This window comes from Streptomyces sp. NRRL F-5135 (genome assembly GCF_000719775.1).
Classification (GTDB): Bacteria; Actinomycetota; Actinomycetes; order Streptomycetales; family Streptomycetaceae; genus Streptomyces; species Streptomyces hebeiensis.
Genome location: NZ_JOHR01000024.1, coordinates 31,083 through 51,051, shown reverse-complemented (window position 1 = coordinate 51,051; position 19,969 = coordinate 31,083). Strand labels below are relative to the sequence as shown.

Genomic DNA, 19,969 nt, shown 5'->3' with positions numbered 1-19,969 from the left:
GCGACGGCGGACGCGGCGCGGAGGCAGGCGGGCCGGGAACGGATCCGTGACGGAGGCGGACGGAGATGACGGCGGTGACCCGACAGCGACAGGACCGCGACACCGACACCGACACGGGCAAGGACACGGGCAAGGGCAAGGGCGGCGGCGTCGGCACCGGCCCGGGACAGGCGTACGACGCCGCGCCCTACCTTCCGGACCGTGGCGGGCTGGCCGCGCTCCGGCGTGCCGCGGCCGACTGCCACGGCTGCCCCCTGTACGAGAACGCCACCCGCACCGTCTTCGGCTCGGGCCCCGCCTCGGCGCGGGTCGTCCTGGTCGGGGAGCAGCCCGGGGACCAGGAGGACCGCCAGGGCGAGCCGTTCGTCGGGCCCGCCGGACACATGCTGCGCAAGGCGCTGGAGGAGGCCGGCCTCGACGTCGCGGAGGCGTACCTGACCAACGTGGTCAAACACTTCAAGTTCACCTCCGCCGGGCCCGGCAAGCGCCGTATCCACAAGGCGCCGAGCCTGCGCGAGATGACCGCCTGCCGCCCGTGGCTGACCGCAGAACTGCGCGTGGTCGGCCCGGAGGTGGTCGTGGCCCTCGGCGCGACGGCGGGCAAGGCGCTGTTCGGACCGTCCTTCCGGGTGACGAAGGACAGGGGCGCGCTGATCCCGCTGCCTCCACCGGGTCCCGGCGGTCGCGGCAGCGGAGCCGGGGGCTCGCCCGCCGGAGGCCCCACGGCCGACGGCTCCCCCGCCGGGCGCGAGGACACCGTGTACGGTCTGGCCACCATCCACCCGTCCGCGGTGCTCCGCGCCGACGACCGGGCGGCCGTGTACGCGGGGCTCGTCGGCGACCTGCGCGTGGCGGCGGGCGCCCTGCGGACGGGACCGGGATCGCGCCGTAGCCGGTGACGAGCGACGGAACGAGCCGGAGATGCCCGAACTGCCCGACGTCGAAGCCTTCCGCGCGACCCTGGAGTCCTGCGCGGGCGGCCGGAGGATCCGGCGGGTCCAGGTGTACGACAGCGGCGTCCTGCACGGGATCGGCGCGGGCCGGCTGCGCGAGCGGCTGGAGGGCCGCCGGTTCACCCAGGCCGAACGGCACGGGAAGTGGCTGCTGGCCCGCACCGACGGACCCACCCTGCTGCTGCACTTCGGCATGACCGGGACGCTGGTGTGCTGCCGGCCCGACGACGAGCGGCACGGTCATGACCGCGTCGTGTTCACCGTCGGCCCCGACCGCCAGCTCCGCTACCGCGACCAGCGCAAGCTCAAGGGCCTGTGGCTGGCCGACGAGACGGACGTCGAACGCCTCCTGGCACGCCAGGGCCCCGACGCCGGGGAGATCACGCGGGACGGGTTCGACGCGTACCTGACCGGCCGTCGGGGCGGACTCAAGGCGGCCCTCACCGACCAGTCCCGCCTCGCCGGGCTCGGCAACCTGCTCGCCGACGAGATCCTGTGGCGCGCCGGCCTCGCCCCCGGCCGCCGGGCGGCCACCCTCACCGACGCCGAGCGCAAACGCCTCTACGCCGACATGCGGCGCACCGTGCGCGCGGCGGTACGGGCGGGCCGCGTACCGCCGCGCGCGAGCTGGCTCACCGGCCACCGAGACGGCGCCGACGCGTGCTGCCCGCGCTGCGGTACGCCCCTGCGCCGGGGCCGGATCGCGGGCCGGGGCACCGTGTGGTGCCCCCACTGCCAGCCCGGGTGACGCGACCGACGGCCCGGGTGACGTGCGGAAGGGCGGTCGACGGCGGACGTCAGCCGGCCGGCTGCCCGCGCGCCAGCACTCTGCGCAGCCCCCGCGCGCCCAGGACGGTGCCCGCGAGCGCCGCCGCCACGACGCAGGGGTGACGCGCGAGTGCCGCCTGCGGGCTGTGCCCGGCCGAGCGCGCGTCGAACGCTCCGTGCGCACCGAAATCGTGGCCGTCCGGGCCGTCCAGCGGGTGCCAGAGGTTGTCGGGCCGGTCGGCGGCCACCTTCTCGTCCGTCTGCTGCGAGTCGAAACCGGTACGGGCGAGATAGCGGTCCAGCAGCGCCGGGGCCACCTTGTCGGCCAGGATGGTCGCCACCGTGGAGGCGCCGACGTAGTACTGCTTGCGACGCGGATGGTCCGCCGCGTGGACGACGGCGCGGGCCGCGACCTCCGGCTGGTAGATCGGCGGCACCGGCTGCGGATGGCGGGGCAGCCGGGAGAGCACCCAGGAGAACTGGGGCGTGTTGACCGCCGGCATCTGGACGACAGTGATCCGCACCCGGCTGTGACGGTGCATCAATTCCGTACGGATGCTGGAGGTGAAGCCGTTGACGGCGTGTTTGGCGCCGCAGTACGCCGACTGCAACGGGATCGACCGGACGCCGAGCGCCGATCCGACCTGCACGATCACACCCGTGTCGCGGGGGAGCATCCGCTCCAGCGCGACCCGTGTGCCGTGCACGAAGCCGAGGTAGCACACCTCGGTGACCCGCCGGTACTCCTGGGGAGTGATGTCGGTGAAGGGGGCGAACACCGACGTGAAGGCGGCGTTGACCCAGACGTCGACGGGCCCGAACGCGGCCTCGGCCGCGTCCGCGGCCTCCGCCACCTGAGCGTGGTCGGCCACGTCGGTGGGCAGCGGCAGCGCGCGGCCGCCCAGCTCCACCACCTCGGCCGCCGCGGCGTCGAGCCCGGCCCGGCCCCGGGCGACCAGGGCCACGTCGGCGCCCCGCCGGGCGAACATCCGGGCCGTCGCGCGGCCGATGCCGGCGCTCGCGCCGGTGATGACGACGGTCTGGGCCATACGGCCTCCTCGCTCGTTGCTCGTGCGGCTTGCGCTTTCGGAAGTTCCGGCGCCGGACCGCTCACTCCTCGCGGTGCCGGTGGCCCGGAAGCATCTCCTGCACCTTGGCCTTCAGGCCCTGCCGGATCATCCCGGCCCGGTCGCTGTCACCCTTGACGATCGCCGAGGCGGCGGCCTCGATCTGGTCGAGGGTCGCGTGCGGCGGGATCGGCGGCACGGCCGGGTCCGTGCGGAAGTCGATCACGTAGGGCCGGTCCGCGCCCAGCGCCTTGTGCCAGGCGGACTCGACCTCGCCGGGCTTCTCCACCCGGACCCCGTCCAGCCCGATGGACCGGGCGAAGTCCGCGTACGGCACGTCCGGGATCGCCTGGGACGGCAGGAACTGCGGGGCGCCCGACATGGCGCGCATCTCCCAGGTCACCTGGTTGAGGTCCTGGTTGTTGAGGACGGCGACGATCAGCCGCGGGTCCTCCCAGTCGCGCCAGTACTTGGCGGCGGTGATCAGCTCCGCCATGCCGTTCATCTGCATGGCCCCGTCGCCGACCAGAGCCAGCGCGGGCCGGTCCGGATGCGCGAACTTGGCCCCGATCGCGTACGGCACCCCCGGTCCCATCGTGGCGAGCGTGCCCGACAGGGAGCCGCGCATGGTGCCGCGGATCCGCAGGTGCCGGGCGTACCAGTTGGCCGCGGAGCCCGAGTCGGCCGTCAGGATCACATCGTCGGGCAGCAGCGCGTCGAGCGCGTGCACGACGTACTCCGGGTTGATCGGTTCCGCCTCCACGGCGGCTCGCGCCCGCATCACCTCCCACCAGCGGTCCGTGTCCTTCTCGATCTTCTTGCGCCAGGAGCCGTGCCGCTTCTTCTTGAGCTTCGGCAGCAGACTCCTGAGCGTTTCCCGAGCGTCCCCGACCAGATTGACCTCGAAGGGGTAGCGCATACCGATCATGAAGGGATCGATGTCGATCTGGACCGCACGTGCCTGGTCGAACTCCGGCAGGAACTGGGTGTACGGGAAGCTCGACCCCACCACGAGGAGCGTGTCGCAGTCGCGCATCAGCTCGTACGAGGGCCGCGTGCCGAGCAGACCGATCGCGCCGGTCACGTACGGCAGTGTGTCGGGCAGCGCGTCCTTGCCCAGCAGCGCCTTGGCCACCCCGGCGCCGGTGAGGTCGGCGAGCCGCCGTACCTCCTCCTGCGCCCCGCGCGCGCCCTGCCCGATCAGGACGGCGACCTTCTCGCCCGCGTTCAGGACCTCGGCCGCGCGGTCGAGGTCGGCCTCCGCCGGGACCGGCGCGGACGACGCGACGCCCAGGCTGGACGGCACCATTTTGAAGGCGTGCGTCGGCGGCGAGTAGTCCAGCTCCTGCACGTCGGCGGGGATGATGACGGCGGTCACCGTCCGCTTCGCGTACGCCGTGCGCAGGGCCCGGTCGATGACGTTCGGCAGTTGCTCGGGGACGGTCACCATCTCGCAGAAGTCGGCGGCCACGTCCTTGTACAGGCTCAGCAGGTCGACCTCCTGCTGGTAGGAGCCGCCCATGGCGCTGCGGTTGGTCTGCCCCACGATCGCCACCACGGGCACGTGGTCGAGCTTGGCGTCGTACAACCCGTTGAGCAGATGGATGGCGCCCGGTCCCGAGGTCGCCGCGCACACTCCGGCCCGGCCGGAGAACTTCGCGTACCCGACCGCCTGGAACGCTGCCATCTCCTCGTGCCGGGCCTGCACGAACCGCGGCTTGTTCTCGGCCCGGCCCCAGGCGGCGAGCAGTCCGTTGATGCCGTCGCCCGCGTAGGCGAAGACATGGTCGACCTCCCACTCGCGCAACCGCTGAAGGATGTAGTCGGACACCTTGGTCGTCATGAATGCTCCTCTCGTGCTCTGTGGGACGGACGGACGAATGGGCGCCTGTTCCACGGCCGGCTCCCGGCCCGGTGAGGGCCCGGCGCCCGGGGACTCGGCCACCGCGCAGGGTGTGGGCCGAGCCGTGCGGGCCGGACTACGCCCGCCGGACGGTGCCCCGCGCACGGCGGCCCGCGCCGCGCGCCAGGGCGTACGCTCCGGCCGCGGCGGCTCCGAGGACGGCAGCCGCGGTGCCGGCCGTCAGCAGCCCGGCGTCGCGGCGGGAGGCCACCGGCCGGGCGACGGCCTTCTCCGGCCGGTCGGCCGGCAGCGGCCCGTCCAGCCCGAGGGACAGCGCCTCCGCCAGGTGCAGGGCCCGCCGGCCGGTGCGGCCCTGGTCGATCTGCGTTCGGCAGCTGAACCCGTCCGCGAGGACCAGCGCCCCGGGCGCGGTGTCCCGCACGGCGGGCAGGACCCCCTGTTCGCCGATCGCCAGGGACAGTTCGTGGTGGCCGCGTTCGAAGCCGAAGTTCCCGGCGAGACCGCAGCACCCGGCGTCCAGGACCTCGGCCTCGATCCCGGCCCGCCGCATCAGCTCCCGGTCGGCGTCGTACGCCAGGAATGAGTTGTTGCCGACCATCCCGCCCAGCGAGCAGTGGCTGTGGGTGGACGGCTTGGGACCGAACCGCAGGCCGTGGGGCGCGAGCCGCCGGTTCAGCTCGTCGAGGACGATGCCCGGCTCGACCACGCAGGTCCGGCGCTCGGTGTCGAGCGACACCAGGCCGTGGCAGTACTTGGTGAAGTCGATGACGACGGCGGTGTTGGCGCACTGCCCGCCCAGGCTCGTACCGCCCCCACGGGGCAGGACCGGGGCCCGGAACCGGGCGCACACCTCCACCGCCGTCGCCGCGGCGTCGACGGTGTACGGCACGACCACGCCGATCGGCACCTGCCGGTAGTTCGATCCGTCGGTGGAGTACGCGCCCCGGCTGCCGGCGTCGAACCGGACCTCACCGGCAACGTGGTCGCGCAGGGCCGCCTCCAGCGCCCTGACGTCCAGCGCGGAACCGGACCCGTGCGTCTCCGTGGCCACCGTGCCTCCCTCGTACGCCGCCGAGTCTGCCCGCCTCACTCACGCGTTCCCGGACAAGACGGCGGCTAACGTGCTGAAACGGCAGGTTGCGCCGAATGCCCTCGAGGGGTGGTGCCGGGCGCCACGGGGAGTTTTCGCCGCCCGGCGGCGGCCGGCACGGCGGGCGGGCCCGGGAACGGATGCGGCGGGGCCACGGGCCGCCGTCCGGACGCGGGGCCCGCCTGGACCGCGCCGGAGCGCCGCCCCGGTCAGCGGGGGACTTCCCGCCCCGAGTCCGGGGCGGGACGCCGGGCCACGTGCTCGTCGTCGCCGTCGGTCGCCGTCTCCCGTACCGGTACCGCCGCGGTCGTCCCGGTGGCGTCGGCCGCGATGTTCAGATCGCGGTCCCGGGTCTCCGGCGACAGCCGGACGGCGATCAGGCTGATGGCCGTGATCAGTGACATGTAGACGGCCACCGGCACCCACGAGCCGGCGAACGCGGAGACCAGCGCCGTACAGATCAGTGGCGCGACACCGCCGCCGACGACCGAGGAGAACTCGCGCCCCAGGGTGACGCCCGCGTACCGGTAGCGGTTGCCGAACAGCTCCGGGAAGTAGCTCATCTGCACCCCGACCGCGCCCTGGCACGCCAGGACGAACCCGATGACGATCGCCACTGTGATCGCCGCCTTGGATCCGGTGTTCAGCGCGATGAAGGTGGGGGTGGGCAGCAGCACCAGGGCGGTGAGGATCAGGGAGTACACGGGCCGCCGCCCGAACCGGTCGGAGAGGGTGCCGAAACCGATCGCCGCGAAGCCGCCGCAGATCGCGCCGAGGAGCAGCACCTCCGGAACGAAGTCCTTGGCGACGCCGACGGTGGAGACCAGGTAGGAGGCCATGAACACCTGGTACGTGTACGACTGCGCGCTGATCCCGACGTTCATGAAGAGCACCAGCAGCATGGGCCTGCGGCCGTGGGTCAGCACCTCCTTGACCGGGGAGGCGGGGCGCTCGCGCTGCTCCTTGAGCTCCTGGAAGACCGGGCTCTCGGTGAGCTTGCGGCGGATGACCATGGCGACGACCGTCACCAGGAGGCTGCTGGCGAAGATCAGCCGCCAGCCCCAGCTCATCAGGGCGTCGTCGGGCAGCCGCTGGGCCAGGATCCAGGCCACCGCGCCCAGTGCCGTACCGAGTGCCGCGCCCGCCATGACCAGCGACGAGAGCCGCCCGCGCCGACCCGTGGCGGCCGTCTCGGTGAGCAGGGTGGCACCGCCCGACTGCTCGGCGCCGGCACCGAAACCCTGGCCCATGCGGCAGATCAGCAGCAGGATCGGTGCCAACACGCCCACCTGGCCGTAGGTGGGCAGCAGTCCGATTGCGAGCGTGGATCCGCCCATCAGGAGCAGGGTGGTGACGAGGATCCATTTGCGGCCGAGACGGTCCCCGTAGCGGGAGAAGAAGAGCCCGCCGAGCGGCCGGGCCGCGAAGCCGACCGCGTAGGTGCTGAAGCTGGCGAGCATGCCGACGGTCGCCGACACGTTGGGGAAGAACAGCTCGCTGAAGATCAGGGCCGAGGCGGTGCCGTAGATGACGAAGTCGTACTGTTCGAGCGCCGTGCCGACGAGGCCGGCCCAGGCGGCCCGGCGTACGGCCCGTGGGTCCGCGGGCGGGGCGCCGGGCGCGGTGGTGCGGTGTTTTTCCATGATCCATGCCTCCTTGGACGGACCGGGGGGAGAAGTCCGGGGAAGGGAGAAGCCCCGGGAAAAAGGGAGAAGAGCGGAGGAAGGGAGAAGAGCGGGGAAGCGGGAGAGTGGGGAAGCGGGCGTGAGAGGCGCCGGTGGGGCGTGGGTGCCGTACGGCGGTGCCGGTACGGGATACGGGACATGGGACCGCGCGGTGCCGGTAGGAGGGCATCGCCGGATGTGGGCCTGCCCGCGGTGTGGCGCGGTCGGCCGGGGCCGCGGCCCGACGGGGGTGCGACGCCGGGAGGCGGACGGGAGGCGGGCCCGCTGAGTGGGGACCGGTCCGGACGGACCGGGACGGGCCGTACGGAGGGGCACGCGGGCCGTACGGGCGGGGAGAGACGTGGTCGTGGCCGCGAGGGAGGGGACGAGGAGTCGGGAGGGTTACTGGACCGTGGAGTCAGTCACCGGGCCGGACGACGACCTTGAGGTGCGACGGGTCCTGCTGGGGCGCGCGCAGCGCGTCGGCCGCCCGGTCCAGAGGAAAACGCCCGGTGAGAATACCCGCCAGATCGACGCGGCCGTCGGCGGCCATCGCGAGGGCGGTCGGGAAGGCATGGGCGTAACGGAACGCCGTCACCAGATCGATCTCCCACCGCTGGAGATGGGCCAGGGGCAGTCCGTCGACCGACATCCCGGCCTGGCCGACGACGGTTGCCCGGCCGGCGGGGCGGAGGGTGCGCAGGCCCTGCCACAGCGCGACCGGATGGGCCGAACACTCCACCAGCCGGTCCACACCGTCGAGTCCCAGGTCTTCGCGCCCGGCCGTGTTGAGCACGACGTCGGCGCCGAAGGCGCGGGCCCGGTCCAGCCGGGCGTCGTTGACGTCGGTGACGATCACCTCGGCGGCGCCCGCGGCGCGTGCCACCTGGAGGACCAGGAGGCCGATGGGCCCCGCGCCGGTGATCAGCACCCGGTCGCCGAGGCCGATCTCGGCGCGGCGTACCGCCCACACGGCGACGGCCAGCGGCTCGATCAGCGCGCCCAGCTCGAGGGGCACGGCGTCCGGCAGTGGGTGCACGGCCCGTGCGGGGACGACGACGGACTCGGCGAAGGCCCCGTGTGTCGGGGGCGAGCCGAGGCAGACACCGTTCGGGCAGAGGTTGTAGCGCCCGGAGCGGCAGGTCGGACAGGCGCCGCAGCCCACGGCGGGTTCCACCGCGACCCGGGTACCGGTCACCAGGGCGACGCCGGAACCGGTGGCGGCGACCGTCCCGGCGGCCTCGTGGCCGAGCACGGTCGGCCGGCGCAGTGTGTTCGCGCCGTTGCGGCCGTCGGCGAAGTAGTGCATGTCCGAGCCGCACACACCGACGGCGTCGACCGTGACCAGCACGTCGCCGGGGCCGAGCGGGGGCAGGGGGATGTGTTCTGTACGGAGGTCACCCGGGCCGTGCAGGACGGCGGCGCGGGTCGTGTCGGGGAGGAGCACGTTCTCACGTCCTTGTGAGGGAGTCTCTGAGGGAAAGAGCGAGGTCGGCGGGCGGGGTCAGTCGGGGGGACGGGGAGCGCCGTCCGTGGCGAGGAGGGCGTCGGCCGCCGCGCCGGCCGGGCCGTGCCGGACGATGACATCGGCCAACTCGGCGACCCGGGCGGCGAATTCCGGATGTTCGGTCAGCCCGTCGCCCAGCAGCCCGCTCTCCAGGACCGCGCGGACGGCCGCGGCGCCGCGCACACCGGTGCCGGGAGCGGCGCCGGCGACGATCGCGCGGAGCCGCTCGCGGGCGGGATCGGCCATCGCGGCGGCGTGCGGTCCCGGCTCGAAACCGGGCGGCGGGGTCACGCAGCACAGGTAGGCGGCCACGGTCAGCGCCAGGTGGTGCGGCATCCGGCCCGCCCGCAGATGGAGCAGGGCGGGGTCGGGGACCCGCTGGCGCAGTTTCACCGAGCCGTCGGACCCGACCTGCCGCGTCCGGTGCCCGAGCGCGGTATTGGCCCAGCGGTCGAACAACTGCCCGGCGTAGTGGTCCGGGTCGACATCCGGGGGCACGGTGAGGCTGGGCAGGTACTCGTCGTACAGCACACGGCGCGCCGCCTCGGCGACGAACGGCCGCCCGACGGAGTCCGGGACCGTCTCCCGCCCGTCCAGCGCGCCCAGGTACGCGATGAGCGAGTGCGTGCCGTTGAGCAGCCGGAGCTTGAGCAGTTCGTACGGTTCGACGTCCGCCGTGAACAGCGCTCCGCCGTGCTCCCAGGCCGGCCGTCCCGCGGCGAACCGGTCCTCCATCACCCACATGCTGAACGGTTCGGCCGGCACCGGCACGGCGTCGTACAGGCCCAGGCGCGCGGCGACCGCGTCGCGGTAGGTGTCGGTGGTGGCCGGGACGATCCGGTCGACCATGGAGCCGGGGAACGTCACCGCGCTCTCCAGCCACGGCACCAGCTCCTCGCGTTCCGCGGCGGGCAGCGCCTCGGTGAACTCCCGCACGAGCCGGCCGGTCAGCTCGCCGTTGCCGACGAGATTGTCGCAGCTCAGGACCGTCACCGGCCGGGCGTGCCGGCGCAGGCGGCGCTGCAGACCGCGCACGATCCGCCCGATCGTGGTCCGCGCGGGCGCGTCCCCGCGCAGGTCCGCCCGGACGTCCGGGGAGTCGAGGTCGAGACCGTGGGTGCGCGGCGAGAACGTGTAGCCGTGTTCCGTGACGGTCAGGGTGATGACGGCCGTGGCGGGCGCCGCCAGCGCGTCGAGCACGTCCTCCGGCTGCTCCGCCGCCACCAGCGCGCCGGTGTGCACGGCGGGGACCGTGATCCGGGTGCGCTCGGGGGAGATCTCCAGGACCGAGTAGCGCAGGTCCTGCTCCCGCATCGCCCGGGCCACGTCCGGCGTCCGGCCGGCCACCCCGAGGATGCCCCACGGGCCGTCGGTGTGCGCCAGCGCGGCGGCCGTGTGCACGGCCTGGTGGGCGCGGTGGAAGTTGCCGAGTCCGAGGTGCACGATCCCGGTGCCGGACGGGGCGGCCGGCCGCGACCGGGCCCGCGCGGCGGCCGTCTCCCGGCCCAGGCGCGGCAGGGTTGTCGTTGTCGTCGTGGTCACGGGCGCGGTCACCAGTCCGTCATCGAGCCGTCGCGGCGCCGGGCGACGGGCAGGTAGGCGGGTTCGTAGGGGAACCGGGCGGCCAGCTTCTCGTCGACCTCGATCCCGATTCCGGGCCGGTCGCCCGGGTGCAGATGGCCGTCGGCGTAGCTCCACGCGTGCCGGAACACCTCGTGGACGAGCGGCTCGTACCCCATGTACTCCTGGATGGCGAAGTTCGGTGTCGACAGGCCGACGTGCAGCGACGCGCCCAGCGCGACGGGGGAGACGTCCGAGGGACCGTGCGGGCCGAGCCGTACCTGCCAGATCTCCGCGAGGGCGGCGATCCGGCGCAGATGGCTGATCCCGCCCGCGTGGGTCACACAGGTCCGCACGAAGTCGATGAGCTGCTCGGTGATCAGGCTCTGGCACTCCCAGACGGTGTTGAACACCTCGCCGATCGCCAGCGGGACGGTCGTGTGCCGGCGGACGTGCCGCAGCACCTCCTGGTTCTCGGCGGGAGTGACGTCCTCCAGCCAGAACAGGTTCACCTCTTCGAGCGCGCGGCCCAGGCCGGCCGCCTGCCCGGGGGTGAGACGGTGGTGGGCGTCGTGCAGCAGCCTGACCTCCGGCCCCACGTGTTCCCGTACCTCGGCCAGCACCTTGGGCGCGTGCCGCAGGTAGGACTCCGTGTCCCAGACCTCCTCCGCGGGAGCCGCGCCCCGGCCGGCCGGCTCGTACCCCACGCCGTCCCTGGTCACCCCGTACACCGTGTCGAGGCCCGGGACGCCGCTCTGCGCGCGTATCGCGAGGAAGCCCTCCGCGCGGCGCGCGTCGACCGAGTCGAGCAGTTGGGGGACGTCCCAGCCGGTGGCATGGGTGTACGTGAGGATCCGGTCCCGGACGGCCCCGCCCAGCAGTTGGTAGACCGGCTGACCGGTGGCCTTGCCCTTGATGTCCCACAGCGCGATGTCCACCGCGCCGATCGCCGTCATGGTCACGGGACCGCGCCGCCAGTAGGCCCCGCGGTAGAGGTACTGCCAGGTGTCCTCGATCCGCGCCGGGTCGCGGCCGATCAGGAGCGGGGCGAGATGGTCGCGGAGGTAGGAGGCGACGGCGAGTTCGCGGCCGTTGAGCGTGGCGTCGCCCCAGCCGACCAGGCCCTGCGCGGTGGTTATCTTGAGGGCGACGAAGTTGCGTCCGGGGCTGGTCACCAGCACCTCGGCGGCGACGATGGTGTCGGCGCCCGTTCCCGTGTCAACGCCCTTGTCGCCGCAGGTACTTGTAGCCGTTCCTGTGCCCGCGTTCGCTGCCGCTGCCGTTCCGGCCGTGGTCATCGGGCCACCGCCACGACGTTGTGGAGCTGTTCGCCCGCGGCGAGCCGGCCGATGTTGGCGGCGATGTCCCGCACGCGGTGTTCGAAGGTCTGGCGGGTGACGCCCGAGGTGTGCGGAGTCATCAGTACGTTGTCCAGCGTCTCGAAGGGATGGGTGGCGGGGGCGGCGGTGTGCCCGCCCGCCGGGTAGCGGTACCAGACGTCGATCGCGGCGGCGCCGAGCGTACGGTCGCGGAGCGCGCGGTAGAGCGCGCTCTCGTCCACCACCGGGCCGCGGCCGACATGGATCAGCACGTCGGACGGGCCGAGGCGGGCCAGCTCGGCCGCGCCGATCAGGCCCGTGGTGCCGGGGGTGAGCGGGGCGGAGACGACGACCACGTCCGAGGTCTCCAGCAGCTGCTCGAGTCCGTCCATGGTTTCCGAGCGGGCCAGTCCATGGGCCGCCGCGTCCACCTCCCCGCGTCGGGTCACCGCCATGCCCCGGGCGCCGAACGCCCGGAAGCGCTGCCAGCAGCGGGCCCCGATATGGCCGAAGCCGACGAAGCCGACGGTGGCCGTGGCCAGCGTGTCCACCCACGGGGCGCCCGGATCGTAGGAGGGGGAGTCCCACCGCCCCTCGCGCAGCGCGGCGTGCTGCCTCGGGAAGCCGCGGCGGAGCATGATCGCGGCCGCCACGGCGTACTCGGCGATGGAGTCCTCGTGGTGGAAGGTGTTGGCGACCTGGACACCGGGCGCGAGGGCGTCGATGTCGATGCCGTCCGTACCGGCGCCGGAGGCGTGCGCGAGCCTCAGCCGGGGCGCGGCGGCGGCCATGGCGGGCGTGCAGCGGCCCGAGACGAGGACGTCCGCGTCCGCGAGGGCGGCCTCGACGGCGGCGGGGTCGCCGGGGTCGGGCCAGCGGACGCGGCTGCCCTCGGGCAGGGCCCGCTCGAACTCGGTGCGCAGGAAGGCGAAGTTCGGCTCGACGACGACCACGGTGGGGCCGCCGGGCGGCTCCGGTGCGGTGGCGACGGCGGGCGTGGCCGTGGCTGCGGGTCCGGGGGCGGACTCGGGTGCGTCCGGGAGTGCGGAAGCCGTCGGACGGCTTCCCTCGGGCGCGGGGGCGTCGGCGCTCACGCCAGGTCCTCCTTCGGTGTGGTGCGGGGGGTGGCGGGTCCGGCCGGTCCGGTGGACGCGCGCACGATGAGCTGGGTCGGCAGTCGCAGTGTGCGGGGCGTCTGCCGCTCGCCGGCCATCACCTGGCCCAGCATCTCCAGGCTGACCGCGCCCGCCCGGGCCATGGGCACGGAGATGCTCGTCAGGGACGGCTGGGACACCTCGGCGAACGGGATGTCGTCGACGCCGATCACACTGAGGTCCTCCGGGACGCTCAGGCCGAGGGCCCGCGCGCCGGAGATCACACCGAACGCCACCAGGTCGTTGTGTGTGATCACCGCCGACGCGCGCGAGGCCATCACGCTCGCCGCCGCGGCCGTGCCGCCGTCCGCCGTCTCCGCCTGCCAGCCCAGCAACTCCAGTTCCAGACCAGCCCGTTCGGCCTCGGCGCGGATCAGCTCCACCCGGTGCGCGTTGGACCAGGAACGCTGCATGCCCTGGACGTAGGCGATCCGCCGGTGCCCGAGCGCGGCCAGGTACTCGGCGGCCTGGCGCAGCCCGTGGGCGGCGTCGGCGATCACACAGTCCGCGCCGGAGGTCTCCCGGTTGACGAGCACCGCCGGGGTACGGCCGCACAGGTCCAGGACCTGGTCCGCCTCCAGTCGCGGGGAGCAGACGATCAGCCCGTCGGCCCGCTCCCGCAGATGGGCGATGACTTCGCGCTCGCGGTCCGGACTGAGATCGGTGTCGGCGAGGACGACCGTCCGCCGGCGGTGCCAGCCCTCGCCCTGCGCGGCCTTCACGAAGGCCCCGAACACGGGGTTGGCGATGTCCGGCACGATCACGGCGACGGTGGCCGTACCGCTGTCGTCCGAGCCGGCCGCGGGAGCCTCGGCCGGCTGGGTCGGACCACGGACCACGGGAGGCTCGTATCCCAGCTCTTGCGCGGCGGTCAGCACCTTGCGCAAGGTCTGCGGTCCGAGCCGGCCCGGGTCGCTGAAGGCGCGGGAGGCGGTGGAGAGTGCGACGTTGGCGCTCTTGGCCACGTCGGTCAGGGTGGGGGCCATGGCAGCTCCGTCACGGACGGAGGAGCGAGGGGCGGGTGAACGACATATTTCATGGTCGTCACCGTTGCGCAAACTTGTCAACGCTTGCCGAATTATTGGCAAGGCCCTCGGCTTGCCGTGAGGTGCCTCACATCGAGGGTGGGGCGTGCGGCTCCGGGTACGCGCCCCAAGATCACCGCCGCGAAATCGGTGTGGAACGGTGTGAACCGGTATAAAAGACCGGGACAAGGCCCCTGAAGAAAGGAGACGGCATGTCGTCGAAGCGTCGCCGTAAGAAGAAGGCGCGCCGCAAGAACGGCGCGAACCACGGGAGCCGTCCTCAGTCCTGAGCGGGGCGGACCACCGGCCGGCGGGCTTCCTCCCGCCTCGCCTCGCGTGCCGCGTCGCAGCGCGCGCGTACGGAGCGGGCGGGAAGCCCGCCGGCCGTCTCTCACCTCGCTTTCCGGCCTTCCGTCAGAAGTCCTCCGGCCTCGCCGAGTCACCCCTCGGCCCGGCCGGAAATTTTTTAGCGATCCGACCAATCCAGCCGCCCACCCGCCCCGAATGGCCCGTGTAGGACACGCCGCGCGGCGGCCCGCCACAGGCACCACACGCACGAACGCACCACGCGCACGAAACGCGTCACGGACGGACGTGGCAACTCGTGCCGAGGAGATCGAACACGGCGGGCCCCGCGCACGTAATGGACGAACAGCGGGCCGGAACAGGCGCGATGACGGATGAAGGACGGACTGCGATGACCGCACACACCACAAGCCGGCGCACGGGGCGGAAACGCGGCGGTGTCGCACTGCTCGTCAGTGGCGCGCTGGCCGCCGGGGGGCTCGCGGCGGCCGGCGTGGCCGTGCTGACGCCGGGCACGGCGAACGCCTCCAGCCACCGTGAGGCACCTCTGATCTCGGGTGAACCGCAGTACGACAACACGGATGTGTACGCGTTCGTCAGCCCCGATCACCCGGACACGACCACGGTGGTGGCCAACTGGCTGCCGTTCCAGGAACCGGCGGGCGGGCCGAACTTCTACACCTTCGCCACGGACGCGCGCTACGACATCCACATCGACAGCGACGGCGACGCCCAGGACGACCTGCTGTACCGGTTCACCTTCAAGGACCACCGCAAGAACGAGGACACCTTCCTCTACAACACGGGCCCGGTGGAGAGCCTGGACGACGCGGACCTCAACTTCACCCAGACCTACGACATCGAACTGCTGCGGCTGAAGCACGGAAAGGTCGCCTCGAAGCACAAGGTCGCCGAGGGCCTGCCGGTCGCCCCGTCGAACGTGGGCAAGGCGTCGATGCCCGACTACAAGAAGCTGCGCGACCAGGCCGTCAAGGAACTCCCGGGCGGGATGAAGAGCTTCGCGGGCCAGGCCGACGATCCGTTCTTCCTCGACCTGCGCGTCTTCGACCTGCTGTACGGCGGGGATCTTTCCGAGGTCGGCAACGACACACTGAACGGCTACAACGTCAACACCATCGCCCTCCAGGTGCCCAACTCCTACATCCGGGAGTCGGAGGAACAGCCGGTCGTCGGCATCTACTCGACCACTTCGCGCAAGAACGCGTACGGAGAGTTCACCCAGGTCTCGCGACTCGGCATGCCGCTGGTCAACGAGGTCGTCAACCCGGTCAAGGACAAGGACAAGTTCAACGCCTCCTCGCCGGAGAACGACGGGGACTTCCTGAAGAACGTCACCGAACCCGAACTGCCGAAGCTCGTCGAGGCGATCTTCGACATCAAGGCACCGGCGGAACCCCGTGAGGACCTGGTCGAGGTGTTCCTCACCGGCGTCAAGGACCTCAACCAGCCCCCGAAGGTCACACCGTCGGAGATGCTGCGCCTGAACACCTCCATCAAGCCGGTCGCCGAGCCCAAGCGGCTGGGCGTGCTCGACGGTGACAACGCGGGCTTCCCCAACGGGCGCCGGCTGACCGACGACGTGCTGGACATCGCCCTCCAGGTGGTCGAGGGCGAACTGGTAGGCGCGGAGAACGACCTGAGCGACTCGGTCGACGCCAACGACAAGGACTTCGAGAAGGCCTTCCCGTATGTGGCGCTGCCCACCGCGGGTTCCGACACCCGCGCGGAGGCCGCCTCAGCGAAGAGCGGCGCGACGGGTCTGACCGGCGGGATCTCCTCGCTCACCGCGTCTTGGGGCAGCAACACGGTGATGTTCGCCTCCGCCGCGACGGGGGCCGCCGCCGCGGTGCTGGTGATCGGTCTCGGCCTGATCTGGATGCGCTCGCGCCGCCGCTCCGCGCGCGGTACCTGGCTGGGCTGACACAACGTCAGGTACGGGCGGCCGTGTGCCCACCGGGCGTACGGCCGTCCGGCCGCCCCGAGATCATCCAGAGGACCGAGGAAGGCGAGAGACATGCCCGTAGGGAAGCCGCGGTTCGCGCGGTGGCGCGAGCGCGAGGGGGAGCGCGAGTGCCGGCGGGAGCAGGACCATGAGCAGAACCACGGGCAGGACCCGCACCGGGGCCCGGAGCAGGACCGGAGCCCGGAGCAGGGCCAGGACCGGGCGCGGCAGCAGGCGCCCGACCAGGACCAGGAGCGGCACCAGGGGCAGCGCCAGGGCCGCGGGGCGCGCCGGGGGTGGCGGATCGCCGCGGTCATGGCGGTCGCAACCGGTCTCACCGCCACGTCGGTGGCCCTCGGAACCAGCGGTGACACCGGCCCCTCCCCCGCGGGCGCCCCCGTCCTCGCGGCGGCGGTGCCCGTCGAGAGACTGGCGGCCGGGGACCTCACCCAGGGCATCGAGGGCCTGCAGAAACACCTCAGGGCACGGCCCGAGGACGCCACCGGATGGGCGACGCTGGGCGCCGCGTACGTCGAGCAGGCGCGGACCAGCGGCGACCCGATGCGCTACCCCCAGGCGGAGCGGGCCTTCGCGCGCTCGCTCGCGCTGCGCCCCGCCGCCGACAACGACGCGGCGCTCGCCGGCCGGGCGGCGCTGGCCGCCGCCCGGCACGACTTCCGCACCGCGTTGACCGAGGCCGACCGGGCGCTGCGGGTGAACCCGTACAGCGAGACGGCACTGTCCAGCCGCGTCGACGCGCTGGTCGAACTGGGCCGCTACGACGACGCGTGGAGCGCGGTCCGCCTCGCCGACCGGCGCCGCCCCGGCATTCCGGTCTTCACGCGCTTCGCGTACGTACTGGAGTTGCGCGGCGATGTGACGAAGGCGCGCCAGGTCCTGCTGCGGGCGCTGGACTCGGCCGCGACTCCGGCCGACACCGCGTACGTCGCCACCGCGCTCGGCCAACTCGCCTGGAGCCAGGGCCAGTACCCGCGCGCCCTGGAGCACTACGCCACCGCGCTGCGCGCCGACCCCCGCTACGTACCGGCGCTGGAGGGACGGGGACGCACCTACGCGGCCCGGGGAGAGACGAAGCGCGCACTGGACGATCTCGAGGAGGTCGTACGGCGCTACCCCCTGCCGGGCCAGCTCGCCGCGCTCGGAGAGCTGCGAGAGGCGGCCGGCCGGCCGGAGCGGGCGGCGGAACAGTACGCGCTCGTCGGCGCCTGGACGAAGCTGGCGGACGCGAGCGGTGTCGCCACCGACCTGGAGTCCGCGCTCATCGAGGCCGACCACGGCGATACCGGAGACGCCCTGACGGCGGCGCGCGCGGAGTTCGCGCGCCGCGAGAGCGTCCACACGGCGGACGCGCTCGCCTGGGCGCTGCACGCGAACGGCAAGGACGAGGAAGCGCTGACGTACGCGAAGAAGGCGACGGCCGCCTCACCGGGCTACCGGAACGCCTCGTTCCTCTTTCATCGCGGCATGATCGAGCGCGCCCTGGGCGACGACGACGCGGCGCGCCGCGATCTGCGTGCCGCGCTGGAGCTGAACCCCGGCTTCTCCCCGACGGGGGCGCGCGAGGCCAGGTCCGCGCTGGTGGAGCTGGAGGAGAAGCAGTGAACCACCGCCGTACCGCGGCCGTCCTCGCCACATTGGTGGCGGGCGCGGCCTCGGCCCTGATCATGGCCCCGGCGGCGCAGGCGCACCCGCTGGGGAACTTCACCGTCAACCAGTACGACGGTCTGGTCGTCGCGCCGGGAACGTTGCGCGTGGACCATGTCGAGGACCTGGCGGAGATCCCGGCCGCGCAGGAACGCCGCCGTATCGACACCGACGGCGACGACCGGCTCTCCGAGGCCGAACTGTCGGCGTGGGCCCGGGCCCGCTGTGACACGGCGGCGGCCGGGGCCGGGCTGACCGTCGGGGGTGACGGGGCGGCAGGGACCGCGGGGACCGCCGAAGCGGTCTCGGCGGAGCGCGCCTCGGCGCGGGAACGGCCGGGGCAAGCGGGACTTCGGACGCTACGGGTGACCTGCGCGCTGACGGCTCCGCTCCCGGACGAGGGGGACGTACGCGTCGAGTTCCGCCCGGCGGACGCCACGACCGGTACGGGGTGGCGGGAGATCACGGCGCGCGGCGACCGGATGACGCTGGAGGGTGCGGACGTACCGCGGGACTCGCTGTCCCGGCGGCTGACCGCGTACCCCGAGGACCTGCTCTCCTCGCCGGCCGACGACCGCTCGGCGGCCTTCTCGGCGGAACCCGGCGGCCCCGCGCTGGCCGGGTCGTCCGGCACCTCGGACACCTCGGCCTCCGCCGGTGACGGCTCCGGCTCGCCGGTGGCGGGCGTCCTGCCGCGGGGAGCGGACCGCTGGGCGCAGGCGCTGACGGCACTGGTGGCCCGGCACGAACTGTCCCTCGGGTTCGCGCTGCTCGCCCTGGGCGCCTCCCTGGTGCTCGGCGCGGGGCACGCGCTGGCCCCGGGCCACGGCAAGACCATGATGGCGGCCGCCGCCACGGCCGGTGGCCGCAGCTCGCTGCGGGACGTTCTGGCGCTCGGGGCCTCGGTGACCCTGACGCACACCCTGGGGGTCTTCGCCCTGGGCGGCCTGATCGCGGCGGGCTCGGCGGCGGCACCGACCGTGGTGTCCTGGCTGGGCATCGCGAGTGGCGCGCTGGTGGCGGCGGCCGGTGTGCTGCTGGTGCGCAAGGCATGGCGCGGACGCCACCACGCGCACGGTCACGGTCACACTCACGGCCACGCGCACGACCACGGGCACACACACGAGCACGGCCATGGCCACTCGCACACCCACACGCACGCGAACACGGAGGAGCGCGTGCCGGTGTCGGCCGCCGTGTCCGGGCCGGGGTCCTCGGGACCGGGGGCATCGGGTGGCCTCGCCGACGCCAAGGCCCACGACCACCCGCACCCGCATCCACCCACGCACCCGCACGACCACGCGCACCCGCACACGCACAGCCACACCCCGCCCGCACCGGGCCTGCGCGGCGTCATCCTGATGGGCCTCGCCGGCGGCCTGGTGCCGAGTCCGTCGGCCGTCGTCGTCCTGGTCGGAGCGGCGGCCCTGGGCCAGGCGTGGTTCGGCTTCCTGCTGGTCCTGGCCTACGGCGCGGGTCTGGCCCTCACCCTGACGGCGGCCGGGTTCGCGGTGGTACGCCTGCGGGAGACGACCACGCGCCGCCTCGCCCGCCGCCCCGGCGGCCGCCTCGCCGGCCTCGTCCACCGAGCCGCCCCCCTGGCCTCGGCCACGGTGGTCCTCGTCCTCGGCTGCGGCCTGCTCCTGCGGGGCGTGGCGACGGCGCTGGGCTGAAAACACGCGAGGGCCCACCGCAGGGTGCGGTGGGCCCAGTACGCGAGTGGTCGGGGAGACGAGCGTGTTTTCGTTACGCTGTCTGTTGATGCGGAAAGATGCCGACGGGATGCTCTCCCTGGGCGAATTGGGAAACTCCGGGGCGCACTGTTTCTGTTGCAGGATTCAAGTCAATGTGCTGCACACAAGGAATGCATGCGAAAAGTGCACAAATAAGGACTGTCGGCAGGTTCTGGAACAAGGTGCGAATCTCACTCAACTAGAGAAGCTTCCATGATCATTCTGCTGGAGTGAGTTAAGCACGAAACTTCCGTGCGAGCAAAACGACGAGTCCTGATAAGGGACTCCCTTGTGGGGCGGCTCGCCTTTTAATCGACGGCGTGGTCGATGT

At 73.1% G+C, this 19,969-nt stretch carries 14 protein-coding genes and 1 pseudogene; 6 read left to right on the top strand and 9 right to left on the bottom strand.

Translation table 11 applies throughout. The annotated features are described in order from the left end of the window. Nucleotides 1-74: 74 nt before the first annotated feature. Together IG02_RS0131440 and IG02_RS0131435 are read left to right on the top strand one after the other, a co-directional pair. Entirely contained in the window at nt 75-899 is an 825-nt protein-coding gene (locus IG02_RS0131440) for a UdgX family uracil-DNA binding protein (RefSeq protein ID WP_234314980.1), read from the top strand. 22 nt (nt 900-921) lie between these two features. Next, nucleotides 922-1,701: an Fpg/Nei family DNA glycosylase gene (locus tag IG02_RS0131435; protein WP_030755600.1), complete on the top strand. Its 780-nt coding sequence runs from the start codon at nt 922-924 to the stop codon at nt 1,699-1,701. A gap of 49 nt (nt 1,702-1,750) precedes the next feature. On the opposite strand, the gene IG02_RS0131430 is transcribed toward IG02_RS0131435, so the two are convergent. From IG02_RS0131430 to IG02_RS0131390, 9 genes and pseudogenes are all read right to left on the bottom strand, one after another. Then, entirely contained in the window at nt 1,751-2,770 is a 1,020-nt protein-coding gene (locus tag IG02_RS0131430; protein WP_030755597.1) for an SDR family oxidoreductase, read from the bottom strand. Nucleotides 2,771-2,831: 61 nt separating this feature from the next. Next, complete coding sequence (locus IG02_RS0131425; protein ID WP_030755595.1) at nt 2,832-4,631, bottom strand: thiamine pyrophosphate-requiring protein; 1,800 nt, start codon at nt 4,629-4,631, stop codon at nt 2,832-2,834. A gap of 601 nt (nt 4,632-5,232) precedes the next feature. Beyond that, nucleotides 5,233-5,703: pseudogene (locus IG02_RS42335) on the bottom strand (FAD-binding oxidoreductase); the annotation flags it as partial. A gap of 248 nt (nt 5,704-5,951) precedes the next feature. Further along, nucleotides 5,952-7,385 carry an MFS transporter gene (locus tag IG02_RS0131415; RefSeq protein WP_078854977.1) on the bottom strand — a complete coding sequence of 478 codons (1,434 nt, stop codon included), beginning with the start codon at nt 7,383-7,385 and terminating at the stop codon, nt 5,952-5,954. A 439-nt stretch (nt 7,386-7,824) separates the two neighbouring features. Then, nucleotides 7,825-8,853 (bottom strand): NAD(P)-dependent alcohol dehydrogenase, encoded by a 1,029-nt coding sequence (locus tag IG02_RS0131410; protein WP_030755586.1) that lies wholly within the window; start codon nt 8,851-8,853, stop codon nt 7,825-7,827. 57 nt (nt 8,854-8,910) lie between these two features. After that, a complete protein-coding gene (locus tag IG02_RS0131405; protein ID WP_037804843.1) occupies nt 8,911-10,455 on the bottom strand; it encodes a mannitol dehydrogenase family protein in 1,545 nt (514 codons plus the stop codon). Between the two features lie 8 nt (nt 10,456-10,463). Beyond that, nucleotides 10,464-11,771 carry a D-mannonate dehydratase ManD gene (manD, locus tag IG02_RS0131400; protein WP_078854976.1) on the bottom strand — a complete coding sequence of 436 codons (1,308 nt, stop codon included), beginning with the start codon at nt 11,769-11,771 and terminating at the stop codon, nt 10,464-10,466. Continuing rightward, nucleotides 11,768-12,886: a 2-hydroxyacid dehydrogenase gene (locus IG02_RS0131395; protein ID WP_234314979.1), complete on the bottom strand. Its 1,119-nt coding sequence runs from the start codon at nt 12,884-12,886 to the stop codon at nt 11,768-11,770. Before IG02_RS0131395 ends, manD begins: the two co-directional genes overlap by 4 nt. Then, entirely contained in the window at nt 12,883-13,932 is a 1,050-nt protein-coding gene (locus tag IG02_RS0131390; protein ID WP_037804808.1) for a LacI family DNA-binding transcriptional regulator, read from the bottom strand. The genes IG02_RS0131395 and IG02_RS0131390 overlap by 4 nt, the downstream gene beginning before the upstream one ends. 251 nt (nt 13,933-14,183) lie before the next feature. Between IG02_RS0131390 and IG02_RS44015 the strand changes: the two genes are divergently transcribed. The 4 genes from IG02_RS44015 to IG02_RS0131375 all read left to right on the top strand — a co-directional run bounded on the left by IG02_RS44015 (nt 14,184) and on the right by IG02_RS0131375 (nt 19,578). Continuing rightward, complete coding sequence (locus IG02_RS44015) at nt 14,184-14,261, top strand: 50S ribosomal protein bL37 (RefSeq protein ID WP_370443954.1); 78 nt, start codon at nt 14,184-14,186, stop codon at nt 14,259-14,261. 407 nt (nt 14,262-14,668) lie between these two features. Continuing rightward, nucleotides 14,669-16,219, top strand: coding sequence for a DUF4331 domain-containing protein (locus IG02_RS0131385; RefSeq protein WP_030755572.1), 1,551 nt, complete (start codon nt 14,669-14,671; stop codon nt 16,217-16,219). Nucleotides 16,220-16,312: 93 nt separating this feature from the next. Further along, a complete protein-coding gene (locus tag IG02_RS0131380; RefSeq protein WP_078854975.1) occupies nt 16,313-17,863 on the top strand; it encodes a tetratricopeptide repeat protein in 1,551 nt (516 codons plus the stop codon). After that, nucleotides 17,860-19,578, top strand: a complete 1,719-nt coding sequence (locus IG02_RS0131375; RefSeq protein ID WP_030755564.1) for a sulfite exporter TauE/SafE family protein — start codon at nt 17,860-17,862, stop codon at nt 19,576-19,578. Before IG02_RS0131380 ends, IG02_RS0131375 begins: the two co-directional genes overlap by 4 nt. The last annotated feature ends 391 nt before the right edge of the window (nt 19,579-19,969 follow it).

Excerpts from the sequence above, each read along its gene's own strand:
- IG02_RS0131425 (WP_030755595.1), bottom strand. The coding sequence starts at position 4,631 with ATGACGACCAAGGTGTCCGACTACATCCTTCAGCGGTTGCGCGAGTGG.
- manD (WP_078854976.1), bottom strand. The coding sequence starts at position 11,771 with ATGACCACGGCCGGAACGGCAGCGGCAGCGAACGCGGGCACAGGAACG.
- IG02_RS0131380 (WP_078854975.1), top strand. The coding sequence starts at position 16,313 with ATGCCCGTAGGGAAGCCGCGGTTCGCGCGGTGGCGCGAGCGCGAGGGG.
- IG02_RS0131385 (WP_030755572.1), top strand. The coding sequence starts at position 14,669 with ATGACCGCACACACCACAAGCCGGCGCACGGGGCGGAAACGCGGCGGT.
- IG02_RS0131415 (WP_078854977.1), bottom strand. The coding sequence starts at position 7,385 with ATGGAAAAACACCGCACCACCGCGCCCGGCGCCCCGCCCGCGGACCCA.
- IG02_RS0131430 (WP_030755597.1), bottom strand. The coding sequence starts at position 2,770 with ATGGCCCAGACCGTCGTCATCACCGGCGCGAGCGCCGGCATCGGCCGC.
- IG02_RS0131390 (WP_037804808.1), bottom strand. The coding sequence starts at position 13,932 with ATGGCCCCCACCCTGACCGACGTGGCCAAGAGCGCCAACGTCGCACTC.
- IG02_RS0131435 (WP_030755600.1), top strand. The coding sequence starts at position 922 with ATGCCCGAACTGCCCGACGTCGAAGCCTTCCGCGCGACCCTGGAGTCC.
- IG02_RS44015 (WP_370443954.1), top strand. The coding sequence starts at position 14,184 with ATGTCGTCGAAGCGTCGCCGTAAGAAGAAGGCGCGCCGCAAGAACGGC.